Origin of the sequence: Streptomyces seoulensis (assembly GCF_004328625.1) — a bacterium.
Classification (GTDB): domain Bacteria; phylum Actinomycetota; class Actinomycetes; order Streptomycetales; family Streptomycetaceae; genus Streptomyces; species Streptomyces seoulensis.
Genome location: NZ_CP032229.1, coordinates 5920148 through 5946146 on the forward strand (window position 1 = coordinate 5920148; position 25999 = coordinate 5946146).

The 25999-nt window shown below is 74.4% G+C and carries 8 protein-coding genes; all 8 read right to left on the reverse strand.

Annotated features, from left to right (window positions below):
• Positions 1-2: 2 nt before the first annotated feature.
• From argH to D0Z67_RS27260, 8 genes are read right to left on the reverse strand one after another with little or no spacing between them, the layout of a single operon-like run.
• Positions 3-1478: an argininosuccinate lyase gene (gene argH, locus D0Z67_RS27225; protein WP_051887447.1), complete on the reverse strand. Its 1476-nt coding sequence runs from the start codon at positions 1476-1478 to the stop codon at positions 3-5.
• Positions 1475-2713: an ATP-grasp domain-containing protein gene (locus D0Z67_RS27230; protein ID WP_031179237.1), complete on the reverse strand. Its 1239-nt coding sequence runs from the start codon at positions 2711-2713 to the stop codon at positions 1475-1477. The genes argH and D0Z67_RS27230 overlap by 4 nt, the downstream gene beginning before the upstream one ends.
• Entirely contained in the window at positions 2710-3786 is a 1077-nt protein-coding gene (locus tag D0Z67_RS27235) for a pyridoxal-phosphate dependent enzyme (protein ID WP_051887448.1), read from the reverse strand. The genes D0Z67_RS27230 and D0Z67_RS27235 overlap by 4 nt, the downstream gene beginning before the upstream one ends.
• A 14-nt stretch (positions 3787-3800) precedes the next feature.
• Positions 3801-4715: a GHMP family kinase ATP-binding protein gene (locus D0Z67_RS27240; protein ID WP_051887478.1), complete on the reverse strand. Its 915-nt coding sequence runs from the start codon at positions 4713-4715 to the stop codon at positions 3801-3803.
• Positions 4716-4765: 50 nt separating this feature from the next.
• A complete protein-coding gene (locus tag D0Z67_RS27245) occupies positions 4766-9178 on the reverse strand; it encodes a non-ribosomal peptide synthetase (RefSeq protein ID WP_051887449.1) in 4413 nt (1470 codons plus the stop codon).
• Positions 9175-12417: a non-ribosomal peptide synthetase gene (locus tag D0Z67_RS27250; RefSeq protein ID WP_051887450.1), complete on the reverse strand. Its 3243-nt coding sequence runs from the start codon at positions 12415-12417 to the stop codon at positions 9175-9177. The genes D0Z67_RS27245 and D0Z67_RS27250 overlap by 4 nt, the downstream gene beginning before the upstream one ends.
• Positions 12418-12423: 6 nt before the next feature.
• Positions 12424-13989 carry an amino acid adenylation domain-containing protein gene (locus tag D0Z67_RS27255; RefSeq protein WP_051887451.1) on the reverse strand — a complete coding sequence of 522 codons (1566 nt, stop codon included), beginning with the start codon at positions 13987-13989 and terminating at the stop codon, positions 12424-12426.
• The gene (locus D0Z67_RS27260; protein WP_078873027.1) at positions 13983-25991 is read right to left on the reverse strand and encodes a non-ribosomal peptide synthetase; all 12009 of its coding nucleotides are present in this window, start codon (positions 25989-25991) and stop codon (positions 13983-13985) included. Before D0Z67_RS27260 ends, D0Z67_RS27255 begins: the two co-directional genes overlap by 7 nt.
• Positions 25992-25999 lie beyond the last annotated feature (8 nt).

Consider the following 25999-nt stretch of genomic DNA (forward strand, 5'->3'; position numbering starts at 1 on the left):
CCTCAGGATCGGTGGATCAGGGCGGACACGGCGTCGTCGAGCGCGCGTCGGGCGGACTCCCAGTGGACCCGGCGGGCGTCGGCGGCGGCCGCGAGTGCGCCGAGACCTCGGTCGGCCTCGTCGAGGGCCGCGAGTACGGCGGCCGGGGCGGGTCCGCCGCCGGCGCCGGCCGCGGCGGCGACCGAGGCGGGGTCCAGGGCGTCGAGCAGGCCGGGGGAGCGGTCGGCGAGGTGCTCGGCCGCGGTCTCCTCGAAGGTCCGGCCCCCGGCCAGGGCCGCCGTGCTGATCTCACCGACCATGTGGTGGGCGGTGCGGAACGGCACCCCCGCCACGACCAGCCGCTCGGCGAGCGCGGTGGCGGCGGTGTGCCCCTCCGCCGCACGCCGCAGCATGGTGTCCTCGTCGGGTTCCGCGCCCTCCACCATGAGCCGCAGCAGGACCACGGCGTCGGTGGTCGCCTCCAGCGCCGGCCACACGTGACCGACCGCCTCGGTGCCCACGGCGATGGCGTTGGTGTACCGCGCGGTCGACATGGCCGTGGTCGCCGAGGTGAGCGCCCCCAGGGCGGCCGCCGCCTTGCCCTGGATGTTCTCCAGCAGGAACGGGTTGCGTTTCTGCGGCATCATCGAGCTGCTGCCGACCAGGTCGTCCGGCAGACGGAGCAGGGGATTCTCGGCACTGGTCCAGGACTGGAAGTCGTGCGCGGTCCGGGTCAGCAGGACGCCGAGCACCGCGCAGGCGCCGAGCAGCCGCAGCACCAGGTCCCGGGAGGCCACCGCGTGCAGGGAGTTGCCGAGCGGCGCGGTGAACCCCAGCAGTTCCGTGGTGCGCGCCGGGTCGACGGGCAGGGTGGTCCCTCCGGTGGCCCCGGCGCCGAGGGGATTCTCCCCCAGCTCACGGCCCGCGTGCTCGAGCTGGTCCAGGTCCCGTACGAGGGCCGCGGCGACCCCCGCCAGGTAGTGGCCGTATGTCACGGGCACGGCGGGCTGATGGTGGGTGTACGCGGGCATGACCGTGGTGTGCCAGCGCCGCCCCTGCGCGACGAGGACCCGGCCGAGGGCGTCGGTCTCGGCGAGCAGCCGGTCGTAGGGAGTCCTCAACCGGAGCCTGAGCACGGTGGCGTTGAGATCGTTGCGGGAGCGCCCGCTGTGCAGGACGCCACCGGTCTCCTCCCCGAGGGTGTCCACGAGGTGACCCTCGTAGGCGAGGTAGCGGCCACGCGGGGCGGGGAGGTGCCGCAGCGGGGCGAAGTCGGCGGCGCGCAGCTCCTCGATGCCGCGCAGCAGCCGGGCGGCGGTCTCCGGCCCTATGACGCCCTGTTCGGTGAGCATCACCACATGGGCGCGGTCCACCTCACTGGTCGGCCGCAGCTCCCCGGCCACCGGGTCCGGCGGGACACGTAGATGCCTGTCGAAGAGGATGTCCGCCGCCGCCGGGGTCACGGCGGAGGTCAGACGTCCGGTGGTGGAAGCGGTCATACCGGGATCTCCTGGTCCGAACGGGCGCGAAGGGCGGTGCTGAGCAGGGTCAGTGCCTCGTCCGCCGCCCGCGCGGCCGACACCGCGTCGGGGGCGGTGGCCACGGTGTGGCCGACGCGGTCGCGGTGGTCGTGCCACGGGGTGAGCACGACGCCGCTCCGCCCGGTCAGGACGGCGGAGGTGACGTAGTGCGGCGGATCGGCGAGGGCCGGCGGCGGATCGCCGAGGACCGAGGGTTCCCCGACCACGAGGAAGCGCAGTGCCGCGTGATGCGCGGTGCGGGCCTCCAGACCGGGCCGGCGCCCCAGGGCGGCGCCCACCTGCGCGGCGACCATGTCGATCCCCCGCGCGGAACGGATCAGCTCGGGGATCATGCCACCGGCGAGCCGGGGGTTGACCTCGATCAGCACCGGCCCCCGGGCGGTCAGCCGGAGTTCGACGTGGGCCGCGCCATGACCCAGTCCGAGCGCCTCGACGGCGGCCACGGCCGTGTCCGCCAGCAGCCGCGCCGTACCGTCCGGCACCGGCGCGGGCACGTCGTGCCCGGTCTCGACGAAGTGCGGTGCCTCGCCGAGGTGTTTGCCCACGACGGCCACCGGGGTGCGTTCGAACACCTCGACCGAGAACTCCGGGCCGTCCAGGTACTCCTCCACGAGAAGTCCGGGCGCGGTGGGGATGCCCCGCTCGTTGTGGGTGCGGGCCAGCAGCACGGCGGTGTGCCGGACGGCCTCCTCAAGGCTCCGGCAGAGCCGGACACCGGTGCTGCCGGAACCGTCGGCGGGCTTGAGGACCACCGGCAGCCCCGTACGCCGGACGGCGTCGAGGGCGGCGTCGGCGTCGGTCACCAGGGTGTGGGCGGCCACCGGCACTCCCGCCGCCGCGAGCGCGGCCCGCTGGTGGCCCTTGTGCCGGCACCGGGTCACGGCGGCGGGATCGGGTCCGGGCAGGCCGAGCGCGTGGGCCGCCTCGGCGGCGACCGGGACGAAGTAGTCCGAACTCGTGGTCACCCCGGCGGGCCGCCCGGCGCCGAGCCCGGCGATCGCGTCGAGGACCGCCCCCGGAGTCGACGTATCGGCTTCGACCAGGGTGATCCCCTCGGCCTGGGCGTAGCCGTAGCGGCCGGGGTCCTCGGCCAGCAGGACCGGCCGGACCCCGAGGTCCCGGGCCCGCCGGGCGAACAGCGGCCCGGTGCCCGAGGTGTTGGACTCGACGAGGACCAGGACGGGCTCGGTCACCGGACCTCCCCGAGTGCGGTGCCGCGACCCTGCCGGGCCTCGCGCAGGGCGTCGTCGAGGGAACGCCGGCGCCACAGCATGCGTGCCCATCCCCCCACGGCGTCACCGGGATCGGTGACGGTGCGCGGAGAGGCGGTGGCCGGGACGTCCAGCAGACCGCGCTCGGCCAGCCACTCGTCCCGGTACACCGTCTCCTGGTACCGGTGCCCCTCGTCCGGGAGGAACGCCACCACCTGCGAGCCCGGGTTGCGCTCGGCGTACCAGCGGGCCACCAGGAAGGACGCGCCACTGGTGGGGCCCATGAACAGGGCGTGCCGGGCGTGCAGTTCGCGGGTGGCCCGGCAGACCTCCGCCGGCCCGGCCCAGTGCACCTCGTCGTAGGCGTCGTGGCTGACGTTGGGCGGTACGAGGCTGTTGCCGAGGCCGCGCACCACGCGGGGCCCGTCGGCCTGGCCGAAGATGGTGCTGGGCGAGGTGTCCACCCCGATGAGGCGCATCCGAGGCTGGAGCAGCCGCAGGAAGGCGGCGGTGCCTCCGGTCGACCCCCCGGACCCGACGGGTCCGACGAGGCAGTCCACGGCACCCACGGTCTCCGCGATCTGCTCGGCCACCGCGGCGTAGGCGTTGGGGTTGTCGGGGTTGTGGTACTGGCCCGGGACGTAGTGGTCGGGGTAGCGGGAGCGCAGTTCCGCCAGCCGGTCCAGCCGGGCCTGCTGGAAGCCGCCGTTGGGGCTCGGTTCGGTGCAGATCTCGACCTGGGCGCCCAGTTCACCGAGCCGTCGGCACAGCGCCGGGTCGATGGCGGGATCGCCCACGATCACCAGCGGGTAGCCGCGCAGCCGGCACACCATCGCGAGGCCCAGGGCGAAGGTGCCGGAGGAGGTCTCCAGCACCGTGGTGCCGGGCTTGAGGTCGCCGCGCTGTTCGGCGCGGTCCAGCATGAAGCGGGCCGGAAGCAGCTTCATCAGGGTGAACGCGGCCACACAGAGGTTGGGGCCGATGCGGATGAGCCGCGGCAGCACGGTCGCGTCGACGACCGACCGGCTGGCTGCGGGCAGGGTGGGTGAGCGCATGCTCTCCGTCCTCGTCATGTCGTGGTGAAGTACCAGGTGTCGTCGATCCCGAGGCCGGCGATCCGCTTGCGGGCGTCGTCGGTGCGGGTGACGAGGTCGGGCAGGGCGGGGTCGAAGATGAGCCCGGCCACGTCCCCGCTGTGCGCGACCTGGAGCCCGGCCGCGCCCACCGCCTCGGCGACCCGGAGGAGTTCCGTGAGCCGGGGGACGGGCAGATGGCGCTGGTTGAGACGGGCGCTCGCGGTCGCCACCCTGCCGAGCAGGGCGACGTCCCCCGTGCGGACGGCACGGCGGACGCTGCCCAGCAGGGGGCGGAACGCCTCGATCTCCCAGACCGAGTAGCGCGCCGGCGGCAGCCCGAGCGTGTCGGTGCCGGTGCTGTCCGCGCTGGTGCCGAAGCCGAGGACGGCCAGCGGCATCAGGGGGCCGCCCATGTCCTCGATGACCTCACCCTCACGGTGCGCGAACAGCACGGCCCGGTGGGCGTACATGAGCGCGTCGGATGCGGTCTCGGCGGCCACGGCCAGAGCGGCGTACTGCGCGGGGCTGGGGCGGCGTCCGGCGGCGTCATGGACGGCGCCGATGGCCGCCACGACGTCCGCCGTCGACGACCCGAAGCCACGGCTGGGCGGGATGTTGCTGGTCAGCGTGAGCGTGCCGCCGGTGTCAACGTCGCCCAGGGCGCGCAGCGCCAGCTCGGCCGCCCGGCGGGCCTTGGTCCGCCAGGGCTCGCGCACGGTGATCTCGGAGGTGCTGTCGGACGGTTCGAAGAAGGCGTGGGACTCGTAGAGGGGGCACGGAAGGGTGACGAGGGCGCGGCGCAGGCGTCCGCCGGACTCGAAGACTCCCTGAAGGATCTCTCCGTGGTGTCCGACGCTGTGGTGCGCCCCCCGGATACGGACCGCCGTCCCGGCCGGCCCTGTGGACATGTCGTGCAGCATGGCTTCCCTCGGGATTGGTGGATGGGACGCCGGAGCGGTCACGGCCGGCCGGCCGGCTGCGCGGGCAGTGTGCGCACCGCGACGAAGCGGGCTGGGATCTGGTAGTCGGGCAGGGACTCGGCGAGGTACTCGACGAGTTCGCCGTCGTCCGGCACGACGGAGCCCGTGCGCGCCACGAGGTAGGCGTGCAGCTCGCCGTCGGCGCTGACGACCGCCGCCTCAGCGATCCCCCGGTGCGCGGTCAGACGGGCACGCGTCTCGTACGGCGCGACGCGGAAGCCCGAGACGGTCGGCCAGGTCCCCGACGGGCCCAGGACCTCGAAGCCGGCGGTGGTGTGCCGGGCCCGGTGGCCGGTGGGGGCGGGTTCCGCGCCGTCGCCGCACGCGAGGTGCAGCTCACCGGGGACGCCGGCGGGCAGCGGCTCGCCCCGGCCGTCCAGCAGCGTGGCCGCGACGCCGGGCACGGCGTGGCCGACCGGCACCACGACCTCGGAGTCCGCCGGGGCCGTGCCGTGCGGCCGGTACAGGGCCAGCGGCAGCTCCGGGGTGCCGAACCCCACGGCCACCCGCACACCGGCGCGGGATGCCGCGCGCAGGGCGCCGGGGTCCAGATCGGGCCCGATCGCGAGGACGGCGGCGGTGCCGTGCGCCACGGCTTCACAGTGGTGGGCGAGCAGCGTGTTGACGGTCGTATCAGACAGCAGGACGGCAGAGAAAGGCCTGTGACGAGTCGTCAGCAGTGCGGCCAGCTCGGCGGCCGAGCGCGGAGGTGTCTCCGTGAGGACGAGGGTGCCGCCACGGGCGAGCGTGGTCCACACCTCAAGGAGGAACAGGGCGCTGTCGGCCTCGGCGGCCTGCGGGACCTCGTCCGCCGCGAACCCGAGCGCGTCGAGTGCGGCGAGCGCGCCGGCGAGCGCGCCGTGCGTGATCTCGGCACGGCCCGCCAGGGCCAGTACCTCACCGCCGGCCGGGCGCCGGCCGACCGGCCTCGTGGAGGGTGCCCCGCCCCGCGTCATGCCCTCGGTGAGGAGGGTCTCCCCGGCGCCGGGCTCGGTGCCGGGGGCGAGGACCCGCGCCGGGGTACCGGTACGGGCGGCGGCCAGGAGCGCCGCGACCAGATCGGTGCCGGGACGCAGCGCCAGGGCGACGCGAGGGCTGGGCCCTGCCTCCCGGCCGGGCAACGACCGCGCCAACTCCTCCGCAAGAAGGCCGAGTTCGCCATAGGTGACGATGCCGTGGGCCGTCCTCAGGGCGGGTGCGCCGGGGCGCTCGGTGATCTGCCGCTCCACGAGGTCCAGGACGCCGCCGGCGGCGGGCTCGGCCTGCGCGGCGGGCACCGGGTCCGCGCCGGTCAGCGGGAACCTGGACACCCGCAGGTCGGGCCGGTCGAGCGCGGCGCGCAGCAGATCGCGGTAGGCGCGCACCATGCTCCGCATCGTCCCGGCGTCGAAGAGGTCGGTGGCGTACTCCCAGATGATGGTCAGCGAGTCGTCCTCGCTGCTGGGACGCTTGCCCACGCGCTGCTCGGCCCGGGGGATGGCCACGATGTTCAGGTCGGCCTTGGCGGACCCGTTGTGCTCCATGCGCACCTCGCCCTTGAGACCGGCGAAGTCGAGGTCGGGCACGGCGGAGTCGTGGAAGCTGAACATCGCCGAGAACAGCGGGTTGCGCGAGAGGTCACGCGCGGGGGCGACGGCCTTGACGAGCCGCTGCAACGGCACGTCCTGCCAGGCGTATCCCTCGACCGCGGTGCCGTGGACCTGCTCCAGCAGCTGCCGGAACGTGGGGTCGTCCGCCAGACGGACCCGCAGCGGCACCGTGTTGACCATCATCCCGATCAGCCGCTCGGCCTCGGCCAGCCTGCGGTTGGCCACGCCGACGCCGAGCACGAAGTCGGTCTGGTCCGCGTAGCGCGACAGCAGGGCGGCGAACGTGGTCAGCATCAGCGAGTAGAGGGTGACCCCGAACTTCCTGGCCCCCTCGCGCAGGCGGTGGTACTCGTCGGGGTCGAGGGTCAGCCGCACGACGTCGCCGCGGAAGGTGAACTCGGGCGGCCGGGGCCGGTCGGTGGGGAGTTCGAGGGCCGCGGGGGCTCCCTCCAGCTCGTGCCGCCAGTGGTCCAGATAGTGTTCCATGACCGGGCCGTCCAGCCAGGACCGCTGCCACGCGGCGAGGTCGGCGAACTGGAAGCGGGGCTCCGCCGGGGCGGTGGCACCCTCGGCGAACACGGCGTACAGCCGCGTGAGTTCACCGACGAAGACGGCGAACGACCAGCCGTCGTGCACCAGATGGTGCTCCACATGGATGAGCCGGTACGAGTCCGGGGCGTCCCTGGCCACGACCCACCGGGCCAGCGGAGGCTTCTCCAGGTCGAACGGTTCGGCCTGCTCGCGGGCCGACAGGTCGAGCCACGCCTGCTCACGCTCGGCCTCCGGCAGCGCCGTGAGATCGACCAGGGGCACCTCGATGTCGATGGCGTCCATCTCGACCGGGCACTGCGTGGGGACCCCGTCGACCTCGCGGAAGGCGGTGCGCAGGATCTCGTGCCGCCGGACCAGCTCGACGAGGGCGGCGCGCAGCGCGGCCATGTCCAGGCGTCCGCGCAGCGTGAGCGTGGCCTGCATCCGGTACGCCTGGTTGCTGGGCGAGAGCTGCTCCAGGAACCAGACCCGCTCCTGCGGGAAGGACAGCGGGATAGGCCGGGTGCGGTCGGCATGCCGCATCGGCGGCGGGGCGGGGACGGCCTCGGCGTCGTCGAGGGGGGTGTCGCCGTCGACGAGCGCGGCGATCCGGCGGGGGGTGGCGAGCCGGAAGAGGTGGGAGAGGGGGATGTCGGCGCCGAGATCGGCGCGGATGCGGGCGGCGAGCCGCCCCACCAGCAGGGAGTGGCCGCCGAGCTGGAAGAAGTCGTCGGTGGCGCCGGCCGGTGTGCCGCCGAGCAGTTCCGACATCAGCGCGGCGACGGCCGCCTCGGTGGGCGTGGCCGGCTCGTCACCGCTGCTGACCTCCGACCGGTACGGCGACGGCAGCGCCTCGCGGTCCACCTTGCCGCTCGGCGTGAGCGGGAGCGCGGGCAGCACCACCACGGTGGACGGCACCATGTGCGCGGGCAGGGTCTCGCCGCACCAGCTCCGCAGCTCGGCGGGGTGCGCCTGCTCGCCGGAAGCGGACACATAGCCGACCAGGACGGTGCCCCGGGCCACCACGACGGCGTCGCGGACGGCGGGATGGGCCCGCAGCACCTCGGCGATCTCGCCCGGCTCCACCCGGAAGCCCCGGATCTTGACCTGGTGATCGGCGCGCCCGGCGTACAGGTAGCGGCCGTCGGGCAGTTGGCGGGCCAGGTCGCCGGTGCGGTAGGCGCGGGCGCCGTCGGCGGGGACGAAGCGCTCCGCCGTCAGGGCGGGCCGGCCGAGATAGCCGCGGGTCACGCCGACGCCGGAGACGACCAGTTCGCCGACCTCGCCGGCGGGCACCGGCACCCCGGCCTGGTCCAGCAGGTCCACCCGCACGCCCGGCAGGGGGCGTCCGATGTCGGGCGTCCCGGACCCGCTGACCTCACCCGTGGTGGCGACGATGGAGATCTCGGTCGGCCCGTACGCGTTGAAGACGCGCCGGCCCCGGCCCCAGCGGGCCACTAGCTCCGCGGGGAGTGCCTCGCCGCCGCAGACCAGGGTGCGCAGCGCGGGCAGTTCGGCGTCGGGGAGCGCGGCGAGGACGGACGGCGGCAGCAGGGTGAAGGTCACCCCGAAGCGGTCCATCAGCTCCACCAGTCCGGGGCCGGACATCACGCTGTCGGCATCCGCCAGCACCAGTGCAGCCCCGCTGGTCAGAGCGACCCCGGTCTCCAGGACCGAGGCGTCGAAGCTCGACGGGGCGAACTGCAGGACGCGGTCGCCGGACCCCACCCCCCACTCGGTGAGCATCCCGGCGACCGTGGCGGCGGCACTGCCGTGTTCGACCAGGACACCCTTGGGCTTCCCGGTGGAACCGGAGGTGTAGATGACGTAGGCCAGGTCACCGCGGCCGGCGCCGTCCAGGTCGGCGGAGCCGTCGGGCAGCGTCTCGTCGGCGGCTTCCGGGGCCAGGACCCGGATGTCGCCCGGCAGTCGCCGCGCCGTGTCCTCGTCCGCGATCACCAGGGTGACGCCGGAGTCGCGCAGCATGTACTCCAGCCGGTCCTGCGGATAGGCCGGATCGAGCGGAACCCAGGCGGCGCCGGACCGCATGACGCCGAGCAGCGCGGTGGGCAGGGCCGGCCCCCGGCTCACACAGACGCCGACCAGCGTCCCCGGACCGGCGCCGGCGGCCCGCAGGCGGTGCGCGAGCACGGCCGAGCGGTGCCGCAGCTCGCCGTAGGTCGTGGTGCCGCCCGACCACAGCAGGGCGGGCGCGTCCGGGGAGCGCAGGGCGTGCTCGAGGAACGCCTCGTACAGCAGGGGAGTCTTCATCGCTTCGTACCTCGTTCGTCGTCCACGGGGCTGGGGGCGGGGGAGGCGTCCGCGAGGAGCCGGTGCGCCTCGTCGTCGGACATCGCCTCGATCTCGGCGAGGATCAGGTCGTGCAGGTACTCCGCCGTCCCGGCGACGGTCGGACGCTCGAAGATCACGCTCAGCGGCAGCGCGGTGTCGAACGCCTGCCGCATCCGGTTCACGGCCCGGGTGGCGATCAGGGAATGGCCGCCCAGGGCGAAGAAGTCGTCGAAGACGCCGACGCGGGGCAGGGACAGCACGTCCGCCCAGATGTCGGCCACGACGCGCTCGGTCTCGTCGCGCGGGGCGACGTGGTCCGCCGTCTCGTGGTCGGCGGGGTCGGGTTCGGGCAGCAGCGAGGGGCTGAGCTTGCCGCTGGCCGAGCGGGGCAGCGCGGGGAGCACGGTGATCGTGGCGGGCATCGCGTACCCGGGCAGCCGCTGGGACAGGTGCTCGCGCAGCTCGGGCACGGCCGCCGGGACGCCGCCGAGGGTGAGGTAGGCGGCCAGCCGGAGGTCGCCGGACGGCGCGCGGCGGGTCACCACCGCCGCGTCGGCCACCGCGGGATGGTCGCGGAGCGCGGCCTCGACCTCCCCCAGCTCCACCCGGACACCGCGCACCTTCACCTGGCGGTCCATCCGCTCCAGGTAGCTGAAGGTGCCGTCCGGATGCAGCCGGCCCCGGTCACCGGTGCGGTACACGCGCTCGCCGGACCGGTAGGGATGCGGGACGAAGGCGCCCGCCGTCTTCGCGGGATCGCCCAGGTAACCACGGGCCAGACCGGTCCCGGCGATGCACAGTTCGCCGGGCACGCCGGGCGGCAGGGGAGCCAGGCGGTGGTCGAGAACCAGTACCTCGTTGTTGTCCATCGGCCGTCCGAGACTGACCGCGCCGGTGCCGTGCGCGTCCCGTGGGCCGCAGATGTGGAAGGTCGAGTCGATCGACACCTCCGTGGCGCCCCAGGTGTTGTCCAGCGTGACCGCGTCGCCGAACGCCTCGCGGAATCGCCGCACGAGCGAGGGGCGCAGGGCCTCACCGCTGGAGAGGACGCTGCGCAGGTTCCGGCGCAGCGCGACGGTGTCGTCCGGGGTGAGTTCCTCCAGGAAGAGGTCGAGGACGCTGGGTACGAACTGGACATGGACGGCCCGGTGGCGCACGGCCGCGTCGACCAGGGCGCGCGGATCGCGGTGCAGGCCCGGCGGCAGCAGTGCCACCGTGCCGCCGTGGATCAGCGGCCAGAGGATCTCGACGGCCGCGTCGTCGAACGGCAGGGTCGTCTTGTGCAGGACCGTCTCGCCCGGACGGAGTCCGTGCCTGCGCTGCATCCACGCCATGCGGTTGGCCCAGCCCCGGTGCGTGCAGGCCACGCCCTTGGGACGGCCGGTCGAGCCGGACGTGTAGTAGACCGCGCAGAGGTGGTCGGGGTGGACGGAGACCGGCGTCGGCGCGGCCCGCTCCAGCGGGTCGACGGTGAGCGGGACGGCACCCGCGGCCGTGACGGTGCCGGCGTGGTCCCCGGCGACCAGGCAGACCGGCGCACCGGCGTCGGTGAGGAGGGTGGCGATCCGGGAGTCCGGGGTGGCGGTCTCGATGGGCAGGTAGGCACCGCCCGCCTTGAGGATGCCCAGCAGACCGACGACCATCGCGACCGACCGGTCGATCAGCAGGCCCACCGGTGTGTCGGGCCCGACCCCGTGGGCGGTCAGCCGGCGGGCGACGGCGTTGGCCGCCGCCTCCAGGTCCGCGTAGCTCGTCGGGGTGCCGTCGGCGTCCACCAGGGCGACCGCGTCGGGCTGGGCGGCCGCCCGGAGGGACACCGCGTCGTGCAGGGTGTGCGGGGGAGCGTCGTCGGACGGGCGCAGGACCAGGGCGCGCAGGGCGTCCTCCTCCGCGCCGGACAGCAGCGGGATGTCGTCCAGCGGGGTGTCGGGCCGCTCGGCGACATACCGCAGCAGCCGCTCCAGCCACTGGCCCAGGCGCTCCACCGTGGCGTCGTCGTACAGGTCGACGTCCCAGTTCACCCCGCACCACAGCCCGGCGGCGCTCTGCTCGAAACTGACGCAGAGGTCGTACTTGGCGCCGTGGTACGGCATGGGGAGTTCGGTCACGGTCAGCCCCGGCAGCCGGGGTGTGCGGCGCCGGCCGGTGCGGAAGTTCACCAGGATCTGGAACAGCGGTGTACGGGACGGATCGCGCTCGGGGGCGTTCTCCTCCACGAGCCGGTCGAAGGGGACCTCGGCGTGGTCGAACGCGTCGAGCGAGACGTCGCGGAACTCCTCGACGAACCGGCGGAACGTCAGCTCCGGCCGCGGACGGCCGCGCAGCGGCAGCACGTTGATGAGCAGACCCAGCAGCCGTTCGGTCGCCGGGTCGTCACGGCGCGCGTACGTGGTGCCGGTGGTGACGTCCTGCCGGCCGGTGTAGCGGTACAGGACGGCCTGGACGGCGGCGCTCAGCAGCATCGCGGGAGTGGCCCCCACGGACCGGCCGAGCGCGGTGAGCGGTTCCGCGACCCTCGGCGGCAGCGTGAACGCGGTCCGCACCGCTCCGCGCCCGGCCCGGACGGCGGGGCGGGGGTGGTCGGTGGGCACCTCGAAGGCGGTGAAGTCCGCCAGCACGGCACGCCAGTGCCCGAGGCCGTCCGGGGCCGCCTCGTCGGCGAGGGCGTCGAGGCGCGCGGCCACGGTGCCGTAGGGCTCGGCGGGCGGGAGGACGGGGGAGGGGGCTCCGGCGGCGAAGGCCGCGTAGTCGGCTGCCAGTTCGTCGTAGACCAGAGCGCAGGACCAGTCGTCGGCGGCGACGTGATGGAGCGTGAGGACCAGGGTGTGCTCGCGGGCGCCGTGCCGGATCAGCAGCGCGCGTACGGGCGGCTCGCTCGCCAGGTCCATGGGCGTGGCCGCCTCAGCGGCCAGAGCCGCCTCCAGCGCGACGGCGTCGGCCGCCTCCGCCTCCCGCAGCCGGAACCGGTCGGGCGGGTGGATCACGCCGACCGGACGCGCCTCCCCGGCCACCACGCCGGTACGCAGCACCTGGTGCCGGGCGACCAGGGCGTCCAGCGCCCGGCGCAGCGCGTCACGGTCGAGGGGGCCCGCGAAGTGCAGGCGGAGCGGGATCAGGTAGTCGGAGGGGCAACTGCTCAACTGGTCGACGAACCAGGTCCGTTCCTGGTCGCGGCTGAGCGGGACCCGGACCCCGGTGTGGCCGGGGGTGGCAGACATGTGCGATCAGATCCTCTCGGGCAGGGCGGCCGGGCCGGCGGGCAGGGGAATGACGTCGAGCACGGCGAGACTGCCGCGCCCCCAGGCCGGCTCGGGCAGCCGGCGCCGGTCCTCTTTTCCGTTGGCGTCCAGGGGGAGTCCGTCGAGCGCGACGTACTCGGAGGGCAGCATGTGGCGCGGCAGCCGCCCGGCCAGGAAGCGGTGCACCTCGGCCGCGTGCAGCGGGCCGGCGGCGCGCGGGACGACATAGGCGACGACGCGTCTGTCGCCGGGCGGCGCGACACGTGCGGTGACCAGGCAGGCGTGCACCCCGGGCGCCTCGCCGAGCGCGGCCTCGATCTCTCCGGGCTCGATGCGGAAGCCCCGTATCTTGACCTGCTGGTCGGCCCGGCCCGCGAACTCCACGGTGCCGTCGGGGCGTTTGCGGGCGAGGTCACCGCTGCGGTAGGCACGCCGGCCGGTCCCGGCGTCGGTGACGTAGCGGTCCGCCGTCAGCTCGGCGCGGTCGTGGTAGCCGCGGGACACCGTCTCCCCCGCGATCCACAGTTCTCCGGTCTCACCGGGGGGCAGCGGACGGCCGCGTTCGTCCATGACGTGCAGGCTCGTGCCGGGGATCGGGGTGCCCAGCGGCAGCGGGGACTCCACCTGGTCCGGGTCGGTGAGCAGGCGGCGGCAGACGGCGACGGTCGTCTCGGTCGGCCCGTAGATGTGCGCCACCGTCAGCCCCGGGTTGGCGCTCAGCACGCGACGTACCCGGGCCGGGGACACGACGTCCCCGCCGGTGATCACCGTACGCAGCGGAGCCAGCGCCTCGGGCGCGTCCTCGGCGATCCGGTGGAAGAGGCCCGCCGAGAGCCAGAGATCGGTCACGCCCTCGGCGGCCAGGACGCCGCCGAGTTCCGCCGGAGTCAGCATGCTGTCCGGCGGGAAGGCCAGGCAGGCCCCGCGCAGCAGCACCCCCCAGATCTCCAGCACCGACGCGTCGAACGAGAAGGAGCTGCTCTGCAGCATGGTGCGTCCGGGCCCCAGCGCGACGAAGTCCTGCCGCAGCGCGAATGCGGTGACGTTGCGCTGCTCGACCAGGACCGCCTTGGGCAGTCCGGTCGATCCCGAGGTGTACATCGCGTACGCCAGGTCGGCGGGGTCGGCCTGCCGGGCCGCGCCGGAGGGGAGCGGGCCGGTGTCGTCCGCGTCGTCGGCGTCCGGAGCCGGGGCCAGGACCACACAGTCCGCGAGAGCGGGCGGCAGGTCGGCGTCGGCGACCAGGACCCGGATGCCGCTGTCCCGCCGCATGTGCGCCAGCCGCTTCCCGGGGTAGGCCAGGTCGAACGGCACATAGGCGCAGCCCGCCCGCAGCACACCCAGGATCGCCACCACGAACTGGGGCGACGGGGTGGCGGCCACCCCGACCAGCTCCCGGTGCCGTACGCCGAGCCCGGTCAGCCGGCGGGCGAGGCGCGTCGCCGCCCGGTCCAGTTCGCCGTACGTCATCCGGGTGCCGGGCGCGCGCAGCGCCACGGCGTCCGGGGTGCGCACCGCCCACCGCCGGAAGGCGTCGTCGATCGTCACCATCGTGCGTCCTCCAATCCGACCCCGAGGTCGTGCAGCAGTTCGCGCAGGAAGTCCTCACCGGCATCGGAGTTGGCGGTGACGACGAGCCCCAGGCCACGGTCCGGGTCGGACCAGGTCAGGGAGCGGAAGCCGGGTACGCCTCCGGTGTGGCCGAACCAGCGGCGGTCGCCGTACGCCTTGCCGGCCGTGCCGAGGCCGCCCGGAGTGCCGGGATGGGTGCGGAGCATCTCCGCCGCCGCCTCCGCGCTCAGGAAGACCGGCCGGTCACCGGTGACCGCCCGCTGGATCTCGATGGCCGCCCGGGCCAGGTCGCGCGGTGTGGACCACAGCCCGCCCGCGGCCGACTCCGGGTACAGGTGCCAGCCCTCCGGGTACGGCGCGCCGGACGCGTCGTGGTTACGGGCGACGGTCGTGCCGGGCAGGTCCGGGACACGGGGAGCGAAGTCGCTGTCCCGCATGCCCAGCGGTCCGAGGACGAGCGTGCGCATCAAGGGGGCGAACTCCTCTCCCGTGACGTCCTGGAGCACCTGCTGCACCACGGTGAAGTTGCTGCTCGAGTACAGGTACGGCGAGCCGGGCGGGCCCACGGGACGCACCGGCGGGGTGAGGGCCGGGCCGGTGCCGCCGAGCACCTGCGCCGCGGTGGGCATCGGCAGGCCCGCGCGGTATCCGTCGTAGGACTGCGTGCCGAGTCCCGAGGTGTGGGTGAGCAGATGGCGCAGGGTGACGCCGTCGCCGGGCAGCCGCCAGGAGGTGAGCATCCGGTTGACGTCGGTGTCCAGGTCGAGCCGTCCGTCCTGGACCAGGGCCATCACCCCCAGCGCGGTGATGTGCTTGCTGACCGAGCCGACCTGGAAGACCGTCCGCTCGTCGACCCCGGCCGGGTCGTCGGCCGCGAGGGTGCCGAAGCCCCAGGCCCCCTTCAGCCCGCCGTCGGAGATCACCGCGACGGCGACTCCCGGGACCCGGTGCCGCAGCATGGGCAGCCTCGGTGCCGGACTCCCGGCGAACAGCCGCCGGACGAACGGCTCGGCGGGCCGGCCGGCCGGGGTGCCGCCCAGGGCGGTGAGATGCCGCAGGTGCCCCTCGGCCAGGGCGCGTACCGTGCCGGGGTCGAAGTGATCGGCCGCGTAACGCCATTCGAGGCGCAGTTCGCCGTCGATCACCGCCGCCTCGATCTCCACGAGGTGGGAGCGGAGCTGTCCGGGGTCCACGTGCTCGCCGAGTGTCCCGGCCACCGGGCGCAGGAGCGCGTCCGTGGGCTGGGCGGTGTCGCGGCGGCCGTGGTAGTTGAACGAGAGCTGGGCCGGTGGCGCCGTCGCGTCGTCCCCGCGCAGATACCGGGCGAGACCGTGGCCGAGGCCCCGGCCCGCGGGGGTGCGGGTGTGCTCGGCGACCGCGTCGGTCCAGGCGTCCAGGTCGTCGGAGCCGGGGCGGCCGAGCCGCAGCGGCTGCACGCTGGTGAACCAGCCGACGGTGCGGGTGAGGTCGATGTCGTCGAAGAGCGGCTCACGGCCGTGCCGTTCCACGTCGATGGCGACGCCGTCACCACCGGTGGCCTCGGCGAGGGTACGGGCCAGAGCGGCGAGCATCAGGTGCTCGGGCTCCGCGCCGCGCCGCGCGGCGGCCTGCCGCAGCAGGGCCGCCGTCGGAGCGGCCGCCAGGACGGCCTTCTCGGTGCGGGCACGCCCCTCGGTGTTGGTGCCGTCCTCGCGGTCCATGGGCAGTCCCGCCGCGTCCGGCCGGGGGAGTGCCCAGTAGGCGGCCTCGGCGTCGAACCCGGTGCTCTGCGCGTGTTCGCGCAGCCTGCGGGCCCAGTGCCGCACGGAGGTCGTCTTGGCGGCCGGACTCCCGCCTTCCAGCAGGGTGTTGAGATCCTCCACCAGGATGTGCCAGGACACGGTGTCGACGGCCAGGTGGTGGGCGACCAGCAGGAGCCGTCCGGAGTGCCTGAGCAGCACGCCGTGCAGCAACGGGCCACGGGCCAGGTCGAATCCGGCGTGCGCGCCCTCCACCGCCGCGTCCGTCTCCTCGGGGGCGTCCACGACCGTGAGCGGATCACCGCGGCCGTCGGCCGGCTCCAGGACCTGGTGCCAGTGCGCTCCCCGGCCGCTCCAGCTCAGCCGCAGCGCGTCGTGGTGGCCGATCAGGGTGCGCAGCGCCGCCCGCAGGGCGTCGGGACCGACCTCCGGAGCGATCTCCAGGAGGCGGCTCTGGTTGAAGCGGCCGCGGGGGCCCAGCGCGGCGTACTGCCGCTGGATCGGTCCGAGGGGGACCTCGCCGGTGACCGGGCCCTGCTCGGCGTGGACGGCGGCCGGACCGCCCAGCGCCGCCGCGTCGTCGCAGGCCGCGGCGAGAGCGGCGACCGTGGGATGCTCGAAGACCATCTTCGGCGTGATGAGCAGGCCCGCCTCGCGCGCCTTGGCCACGGTGTGGATCAGCAGGATGGAATCCCCGCCCAGCGTACGGAAGTTGTCGTGCACGCCGACGCTCGGCACCCCGAGGACCCGGCACCAGATGCGGGCTATGGCCTCCTCGGTCGGCGTACGCGGAGCGGTACCGGAGTCCGGCGCCGCCTCCCGGGCCGCGGGGTCCGGATCGGGCAGCGCGGCCCGGTCCACCTTGCCGTTGGCGTTGAGCGGTACGGCGTCCAGGGCGACCAGGAACCTCGGCACCATGACATCGGGCAGCTCGGCGCGCAGCGCGGCCAGCGTACGGTCGGCGTCGCCGTCCCCGACGGTCCAGCCGACCAGGGTCCGGGCACCGGCCACGGTACGGACGTCGGCGACCGCGTCCCGGACACCGGGGGCCCTGCGCAACGCGTCCTCGATCTCGCCGAGTTCGACGCGGACACCGCCGATCTTGACCTGGTGGTCGGCCCGCCCCATGAACTCCAGCACGCCGTCGGCCCGCCGGCGCCCCACGTCTCCGGTGCGGTAGAGCCGCGAGCCGGGCGGCCCGAACGGGTCCGGCACGAACCGCTCGGCGGTCAGAGCGAACCGTCCGTGGTAGCCGCGGGCCAGGCCGGGGCCGCCGATGAAGAGCTCTCCGGTGGCCCCCGTGGGCAGCGGGGCCATCGCCTCGTCGAGCACGTGGACGGTGTTGTTGTCGATGGGCAGTCCCAGGGCGACCGCGCCCGTGTCTCCCACCGCGTCCCCGGCGGTGCACACCCGGCAGGTGGAGTCGATCGACACCTCGGTCGCGCCCCAGGTGTTGTCCAGGCTCACCCGGTCCCCGAAGACCTCACGGAACCGGCGCACCAGCGCGGGGCGCAGCGCCTCGCCGCTGGTGAGGACCGAACGCAGCCGGGACATCGACCGGGCCCGGTCGGGGGTGAGGATGTCCAGGAACACCTCCAGCACACTGGGGACGAACTGCACGTGCACCACGTCGTGCCGGGCGACGGCCTCGGCCATCGCGTGGGCGTCGCGGTGCGCGCCGGGCGGAAGCAGGACGACCGTGCCCCCGGTGATCAGCGGCCAGAGGATCTCCACCGCCGCGTCGTCGAAGGAGAGCGTGGTCTTGTGCAGGACGCCCTCGCCGGGGCTCAGCCGGTGCCGGCGCTGCATCCACGTCATGCGGTTGACCCAGCCGGCGTGGTGCGAGGCCACCGCCTTGGGGGAGCCGGTCGATCCCGAGGTGTAGTACAGCGAGCACAGGTCGGCCGGGAGCGCCTCGGGACGGGGGCCCTGACCGGGTGCCCCGGCCCATGCCTCCGGGTCGTCCAGCGCGAGCACGGTCGCGTCCACGTCGTCGGGCAGCGACGCGCGCAGGCGGGTCTGGGTCAGCACCACCCGCGCGCCGGAGTCGGCGAGCATGTACGCCTGGCGCCGGGCGGGATGGTCGGGGTCGACGGGCACGAAGGCGGCACCGGCCTTCAGGATGCCGAGCAGCCCCACGACGTGCTCGAAGGAGCGTTCGGTGCACAGGGCCACCAGATCGCCCGGCCGCACACCCTCCCGGTACAGGCGGCCGGCCACCCGGTCGGCCCGCGCCCCGAGTTCGGCGTAGGTCAGGGTGTCCTCGCCGAACCGGACGGCGACCGCGTCCGGCAGCGCGGCGGTGCGGCTCTCCACCAGGGAGTGCAGGGTGCGGTCGTCCGGGAACGGGACCGTCGTGTCGTTCCACTCGTGGACGACCCGTGCGCGCTCCTCCGCCGACAGCATGGGCACGTCTGCGGCGCCCGCGTGCTCCTCGGTCAGGCCGGTCAGCAGATGCGTCAGCTGGTCGAGCAGCCGGTCGGCGGTGACCTGGTCGTAGTGCGACTTCTCGCAGCTCAGACTGAGCGTGAGCCGGTCGGTGCGGGTGGCCTCCAGGACCAGGGGGTAGCCGGTGTCGCGGGCGGTGTCCTCGGCGACCGGTACGACGCCCTCCGGCAGACCGCCCGCTCCGGTGTCGGTGAAGACGACCAGGCTGTCGAAGAGCCGTCGTCCCGGCGCCACCTCACTGACCCGCCGCACGGCGGGCAGCGCCACGTGTGCCCGCCCCGCCACCTCCGTGACGCGGTGCTGGACATCGCGCAGCAGCTCGGCGAGAGGGGCGTCCGGAGCCACCTCGACCCGCAGGGGCAGCGTGTTCATCAGCAGCCCCACCATCCGCTCGATCCCCTCGACGTCACCGAAGCGGCCGGAGACGGTGGTGCCGAAGACGACGTCCCGCTCCCCGCTCGTCCGGCTCAGCAGCAGGGACCACGCGGTGTGGACCAGGGTGCCGACCGTGACGCGGTGGCGCCGTCCGGCACGCTCCAGGGCGTCGTGGACGCCGGCCGGGAGGACGCGCCGGGCACTCCACACCCCCTCGGTGGCACCCGTGGGACGGCTGCCGGGCAACGCTGTGGGCCGGGTGAAGCCCGCCAGGTGGGACCGCCAGTACGCCGCCTCGCGCTCCGCCTCCTCGGGGGTGTCGCGCTCGGCGAGCCGGCGCAGGTACTCCCGGTACGGGGGAGGGTCGGCGAGGACGGGCGGGCGGCCGGTCTCACGCCGGCTCCGGTAGCCGTCGAACGCCTCGGCGAACAGCGCGTGCAGGCTCCAGCCGTCGAAGACGACATGGTGGGTGGTCCACACGAAGCGGTGCCGGTCCTCGGCGAGGCGGATCAACAGGAAGCGGGCGGGCGGAGCCGCGGCGAGGTCGAAGACGGTCTCCTCCTCCGCCGCCGTGAGCGCGGCGGCCCGTCCGGCCGCCAGGTCCGGGGCGAGCGCGCCGAGGTCGGCGTGCCGGAACCCCGGCGGCGCGGTACGCCGGACGACCTGGACCGGACGGGGCAGACCGGCCCAGTGGAAGGTGGACCGCAGGATGGCGTGCCGGGCGAGCAGACCGGCCCAGGCGTCCTCGAAGGCGGCCGGGTCGAAGTCGCCCTCGATGTCGACGGCGAAGACGCGCACGTAGTCGCCGGTCTCCGCGAGCGTGTCGAGCAGCAGCCCGGTCTGCAGGGGCGACAGGGGCAGCACGTCCTCGACGCCCTCCCGGCCCACGGCGTCCAGCAGCCCGTCCAAGGTGTCCTCGTCCAGCCCGCTGAACTGGGACGGGACGCTCGCCGGGGCGACCGCGACCGGTGGCCCGGAAGCGAGGTCCGCGAGTTCCGCCACCGTGGGGTGGGCGAAGATCTGCCGGGTGGTCACGGAGAGCCCCGCCTCGCGGGCGAGCGCCGAGACCGTCACCGCCCTGAGGGAGTTGCCGCCCAGGGCGAAGAAGTCGTCGTGCACCCCGACGGCGTGCGTGTTGAGGACGCGGGCCCAGATGTCCGCGAGCGTCCGCTCGGCGGGATCGCGGGGCGCGACCCCGCCGGAGGGCTCCGCCTCGGACGCGTCGGGTGCGGCGAGCGCCGTACGGTCGACCTTGCCGGCCGGGCTGAGCGGCATCGCCTCCAGCACGACGAGCCGGTCGGGCACCATGGCGCGGGACACCTCGCCCCGCAGGAACGCCCGTACGTCCGACGCCTCGGGCGAGGTTCCGGCGATGTGACCGACCAGGTAGTCCTGGCCCGCCGCGTCCTGGTGCACCGTGACGGCGGCGAGCCGGACGTCGGGGTGGCGGGTCAACGCGTTCTCGATCTCGGCGAGTTCGATGCGATGGCCGCGGATCTTGACCTGGTGGTCGTCGCGGCCCAGGAAGCGCAGCCGGCCGTCCGCACGCCGCGCCGCCAGGTCACCGGTGCGGTACAGCCGCGCGCCCAGGGCGCCGAACGGGTCGGGCACGAACTGCCGGGCGGTCAGCGCGGGCCGCCCCAGATAGCCGCGAGCGACCCCCGCGCCGCCGAGGTACAGCTCTCCGGGCACACCGACCGGTACGGGCCGCATGGCCTCGTCGAGCACGTAGGCGGTTGTGTTGGGCAACGGGAGCCCGATGGTCACCTCCGCCCGGTCCGGAGGGACCTCGTCCCAGGTGGACCACACGGTCGCCTCGGTCGGGCCGTAGACGTTGATCAGCCGGGGCAGACACGCGCTCAGCTCACCGGCCAGGGCGTCGGGGAGTGCCTCACCCCCGGCGAGACCGACGGCGACACCGTCCGCGCTCCCGAAGCCGGCGGCCAGCAGCAGCCGCCAGCCGGACGGGGTGGCCTGGACATGGGTGACCCCGTGGGCGTGGATCAGGGCGCGTTGCGCGGCGGCGTCCCAGCGTGCCTCCTCGGGGACCACCACCACCCGGCCGCCCGTGGTGAGCGGCACGAGCATCTCCACGGTGGAGATGTCGAAGGCCAGTGAGGTCAGGCCCAGCCAGGTCTGGGGCCCGGCGGGCCGCAGCACGTGTGTCATGGCGGCGGTCAGATGCGCCAGGGACGCATGGGTGACCTCCACGCCCTTGGGGCGGCCGGTGGAGCCGGAGGTGTACAGCACATAGGCCACGTCGTCCGGTCCGGGCGGCTCCGGGGCGTCCCCGGTACCCCCGGGCGGCGTCGGCGCGTCCGCGCCGTCACCGATCCGGACCACCGTCACCCCGGCGGGCACGGACCCGGACGGCGGCTCCTCACTCACCAGGAGGACACGCACCCCGGAGTCCGACAGCACGAAGGCGGCCCGCGCGTCCGGGTACTCGGGGTCCAGCGGGACGTACGCGCCGCCGGTACGCCAGACCGCGAGCACCGCGGCGATCATGTCGGCCGAGCGGTCCAGCCGCAGCCCCACCCGGTCACCCGGCCGGACCCCCGCCGCACGCAGCCGCCACGCCGTCAGCCCGGCCCGCTCGTCCAGCCGGGAGTACGTCCACTCCTCGGCGCCGTACACCACAGCGGGCGCCTGCGGGGTGCGCAGCAACTGTTCCCGGAGCATGGCGGGCACGGTCGTGGCGTCGGGGAAGGGGTGTGCCGTGTCGTTCCACTCGCGGACCACCGTGTCACGCGCGTCGTCCGTCAGGACCGGGAGATCCCCGACCCGGGCGCCGGGCCGCTCGACGAAGGCGTTCAGCAGACGGCCGAAGGAGGCCAGCAGGCGCTCCGCGTCGCGGGCGTCGACCCGGGCGTCGTCGTGGATGAGCTGGAGCACGGTCCGCGCCGGGGCGGCACGGACGTTCAGCATCAGCGGATACCCGCTGCTCTGGTGCACGGGGCCCATGCGCACGGACAGCCCGCCCAGGTCGGCGCGTTCGGCCACCGCCAGGTTCTGCATGACCAGGATGCTGTCGAACAGCTTCTTGTCACCCGGTACGTCCGACCAGTCCTGGATGTCGACCAGCGCGGTGTGCTCGACGTCGCGCAGTCCGGCGAGCTGCCCGGCGAGACGGCCGAGCCAGTCGCCCAGGCGGTCCTCCTCCTCCCAGCGCACGCGCACCGGCAGGGTGTTGGAGAGCAGGCCCACGATCGAGTCGACCTGCGCCAGGTCGACGGAGCGCCCGGAGACCGTCAGCCCGAACAGCACGTCTTGGCGTCGGCTCCAGCGGCCCAGCAGCAGCGCCCAGGCGCCCTGGAACACGGTGCCGAGCGTGCACCCCCGCTCACGGGCGAGCCGGGCCAGGGCCTCGGTGACACCGGCGTCCAGGGTCAGCTCGGCCGTGCGGGCCGTTCCGGCGGGCTCGTCCTGATCCGGCCGCCGCACCACCGGGATCGGGGTGGGCTCGGCGAAGCCGGCCAGCGCGTCGCGCCAGTACCGTTCGACGGCACGCGGGTCCTGCCCCTGAAGCCACTCCACGTAGGAGCGGTGGGACACCGGCGCGGGCAGGCTCCGTGCGGGCCGCCCCGGCCGGCTGCGCGCCGTGAGGGTCGCGAAGACCTCGTTCAGCAGCGGGCCGACGCTCCAGCCGTCGGCCAGGATGTGATGGCTGTGCCACACGAGCTGGTGCCGGTCCGGGGCGGTGCGGATGAGGTGGAACCGCTGCGGAGGCACCCGGAACAGGTCGAAACCAGCCGCGCGTTCCTCGGCGAGGAGCGCCTCCAGCCGTCCGGGGAGTTCCCCGGCGGGGGTGCCGGTCCAGTCGAGGACGGTGAAGTCGGCCCGCACACCCCGGTGGACGACCTGGAGCGGCCGTTCGAGGCCCTCCCAGCGGAAGGAGCAGCGCAGCGCGTCGTGCCGGTCCAGCACATGCTGCCAGGCCGCGACCAGACCGTCCTGGTCGAGGTCACCCTCGATCTCCCAGCGGTACTGGTTGAAGTACGAGTCGCCGCCCTGGTCATGCAGGCTGTGGAACAGCATGCCCGCCTGGAGCGGGGTGCAGGGGTAGACGTCCTGGACGTCCTCGGCGGAGAGCCCGGCCAGTACCCGGTCCAGACCCTCGCGGTCGAGACCGGCCAGCGGGAAGTCCTCGGGGCGGACACCGCCGGCCGCCCGCCCGTCGCCGGACGGGACGGCGATCGCGGCCAGTTCGGAGAGCGTCTGATGGGCGAAGACCTGCCGCGCGGTGAACACGTAACCCGCTTCCCGGGCCCTCGACACGAGGAACACGGCGGTGACCGAGTCGCCGCCCAGGGTGAAGAAGTTGTCCTGAGCCGTCACCGAGGGGACGTCGAGCAGCCGGCTCCAGATGCCGGCCAGCACCCGTTCGGCCCCGTCGGCGGGCGGCCGGTGCTCCACCGGCGCCGCGCTGCGCGGAGCGGGCAGACGACGCCGGTCGACCTTGCCGTTCGGCGACAGCGGCATGCTCTCCAGCGGGACGAGGACGGCGGGCACCCAGGCGGCGGGCAGGGCGGCCGCGAGATGCCGCCGCACCTCCTCCTCCGGGGCGCCTCCGACCCAGTACCCGACGAGCCGGGCCCCCGCGGGGTTCCGGTCCACCACCACGACGGCGTGCGCCACGTCCGGGTGTGCGGTCAACCGGGCCTCGATCTCGCCGAGTTCGATGCGGTGACCGCGGATCTTGACCTGATGGTCGTCGCGGCCGAGGAAACGGACACGGCCGTCCGCCCGGCGTGCCCCCACGTCCCCCGAGCGGTACAGCCGCGCGCCGGGCGGACCGAACGGGTCGGGCACGAAGGCCCCGGCCGTCAGCCCCGGCCGGGCGTGGTACCCGCGCCCGATCCCGGGCCCCCCGATGTACAGCTCACCGGGCACGCCCACGGGGACCGGACGCATCGCGTCGTCGAGCACATGGACGGCGGCGTTGTCGACGCCGGTGCCGACCGTGATGTCCGCGCCCGGGTCGGTCACGTCGTCGTAGGTGGCCCACACCGTGGACTCGGTCGGCCCGTAGCAGTTGAACAGGCGCCGGGTGCCGGCACGCAGCTGGGTGGCCAGCGCGGGCGCCAGCGTCTCACCGCCGGTCAGGGCGACGGCCAGCCGGGGCAGGCGCCGGGTCGCGGCGAGCAGGACCCGCCAGCCCGAGGGCGTGGCCTGCACATGGGTGACACCGTGCTTCCGCGCCGTCTCGACGGCGGCCTCGCCGTCCTGCGCGGCCCCCTCCGGGGCCAGGACCACGCGCCCGCCGGTCGTGAGGGGCAGGAACATCTCGACCAGCGCGATGTCGAAACCGATGCCGGTCAGGCCCAGCCACACGTCGTCCGCTCCGGCGTCGAGCCGGTTCGCGGTGCCGTGGAGGAAGTTGACGAGCCCGGCGTGCTCGATCGCCACGGCCTTGGGACGGCCGGTGGAGCCCGAGGTGTAGATGAGGTACGCGAGATCGCCGGGCAGCGGCGCGGACTCCGGCGGGGCTTCCGCGGTGGGCCCGTCGGCGCCGGGGTCGAGCACCGGCACCCGGCCGAACGGCTCGTGCCGTCCCGGTCCGGCGACGATCAGCGAGACGTCCGCGTCCTCCAGCATGGCGCGCAGCCGGTCGTCCGGATGGTCGAGGGGCAGCGGAAGGAACGCGCACCCGGCCTTCCACACTGCCAGCAGCGTGGCCACGAGTTGCTCGGACCGGGGCAGGTGGATACCGACCAGCGCGCCGGGCCCCGGCACCGCCGCGCGGAGCCGTGCGGCCAACTGCGTGGAAAGCTGGTCCAGTTCGCGGTAGGTCAGCGCGGTGTCGCCGGAGGTCACGGCGGTGGCGTCGGGCGTGGCGGCGACGGCGGCGGCGAAGAGGTCCAGTACGGTTCCGTCGGGCGCCGCCGGTCCCGCGCCGAGGGATTCCTCGACAACCCGGTCCCGTTCCGCCGGGGAGAGCAGCTCCACCTCGGCGACGGTGGTCTCGGGGTCGTCCATCGCGCGGGTCAGCACCTCGACCAGGGAGTCGAGCATGCGTTCCACCGTCGCCGGCTCGAACAGGGTGCTCTCACCCACCAGGTCGATGCGGACGCCTTCTTCCAGGTTGGCCGCGACCAGCGAGAGGTCCACCTTCGCGGACGCCATGCCGATGGGCTCGCGCTCCACCGTGACGCCGGGAAGCTCCCACACGTGCTCACGCGACTCGATGCACTGGTACATGACCTGGGACAGCGGATTGCGGGACGCGTCCCGGGGGTGCCCGGAGTCGGCCACCAGCTGCTCGAAGGTGACGTCCTGGTGCTCCAGCGCTCCGAGGACGACCGTGTTCATGCGGTGCGTCAGCGCGGTGAAGCCTGGACGGTCGCTGACGTCCACGGCCAGCGGCAGCGTGTTCGCCATCATGCCGACGAGCGGTTCGGTGTCGGCGACGATCCGCCCCGAGACCGGTGTCAGCACCGAGAACCGGTCCTGGCCACCGCTCCAGCGGTGCAGATGGCCGGCGAAGACCGACAGCAGGGCCGTGAAGAGGGTGACGTTGTTCCGCCTGGCGAACTCCCGCAGCGCGGAACTCAGTTGAGGCGAGAGCAGTCTGCGGGCCCCGTGCCCCCAGAACGACGGCGTGGGGGGACGCAGGTGGTCGGCGGGCAGTTCGAGGACCGGGGGCACGCCCTGAAGCGCCGAGCGCCAGTAGGCGAGCTGACGTGCCAGGAGATCACCCGAGAGCCGGGCGGACTGCCAGGTCGAGTAGTCCGTGTACGAGGCGGAGAGCTCCGGCAGCGCCTTCAGCGGGTCGGCGGCTCCCCGCGCGCACTCCGTGTACAGGACGCCGAACTCGCGGGCCAGCACACCGCACGACCACTCGTCGGCCACGCAGTGGTGCATGTTCAGCACGAGGATGTGCGTGGTGTCGTCGCAGGCCGCCAGCACGGCGCGGAAGACCGGACCGTGCTCCAGGTCGAAGGGGCGCGCGATCTCCTCCTCCGCGAGCCGTACCGCCGCCGCCGGCCGCGCGACGGGAGGAAGGCTCGACAGGTCGACGGTGCGCAGCGGTGCCGGTCCGGGCGGCAGCGGGCTCTGGCGGGGCGGGTTGTCGTCCCGGAACACCATGCGCAGGGTCTCGTGCCGCTCCACCAGAGCGTCCAGCGCCCGTCGGACGGCGTCGCGGTCCAGCGTCCCGGTCAGGCGCAGGACCCGGTGGACGCTGAACGTGGAGTTGTCCGAGAGCAGCCGGTCCGCCACCCACAGGTTGTGCTGGACGGGCGCCAGCGGGGCGCTCCCGATGCCAGGACGGCGCGGTATGGAGTCCGGGGACGCCGTCACGGTCCGCGACCTCCCAAGCAGCCGCTGCCTGAGCAACTCGCTCTTCTCGGGCGTCAGTTCCCTCTTCTTCGCGTCCGGCTCTTCCACTCCGGCCGCTTCCTCGGTCCGCGTCGTCATGGCTGTCG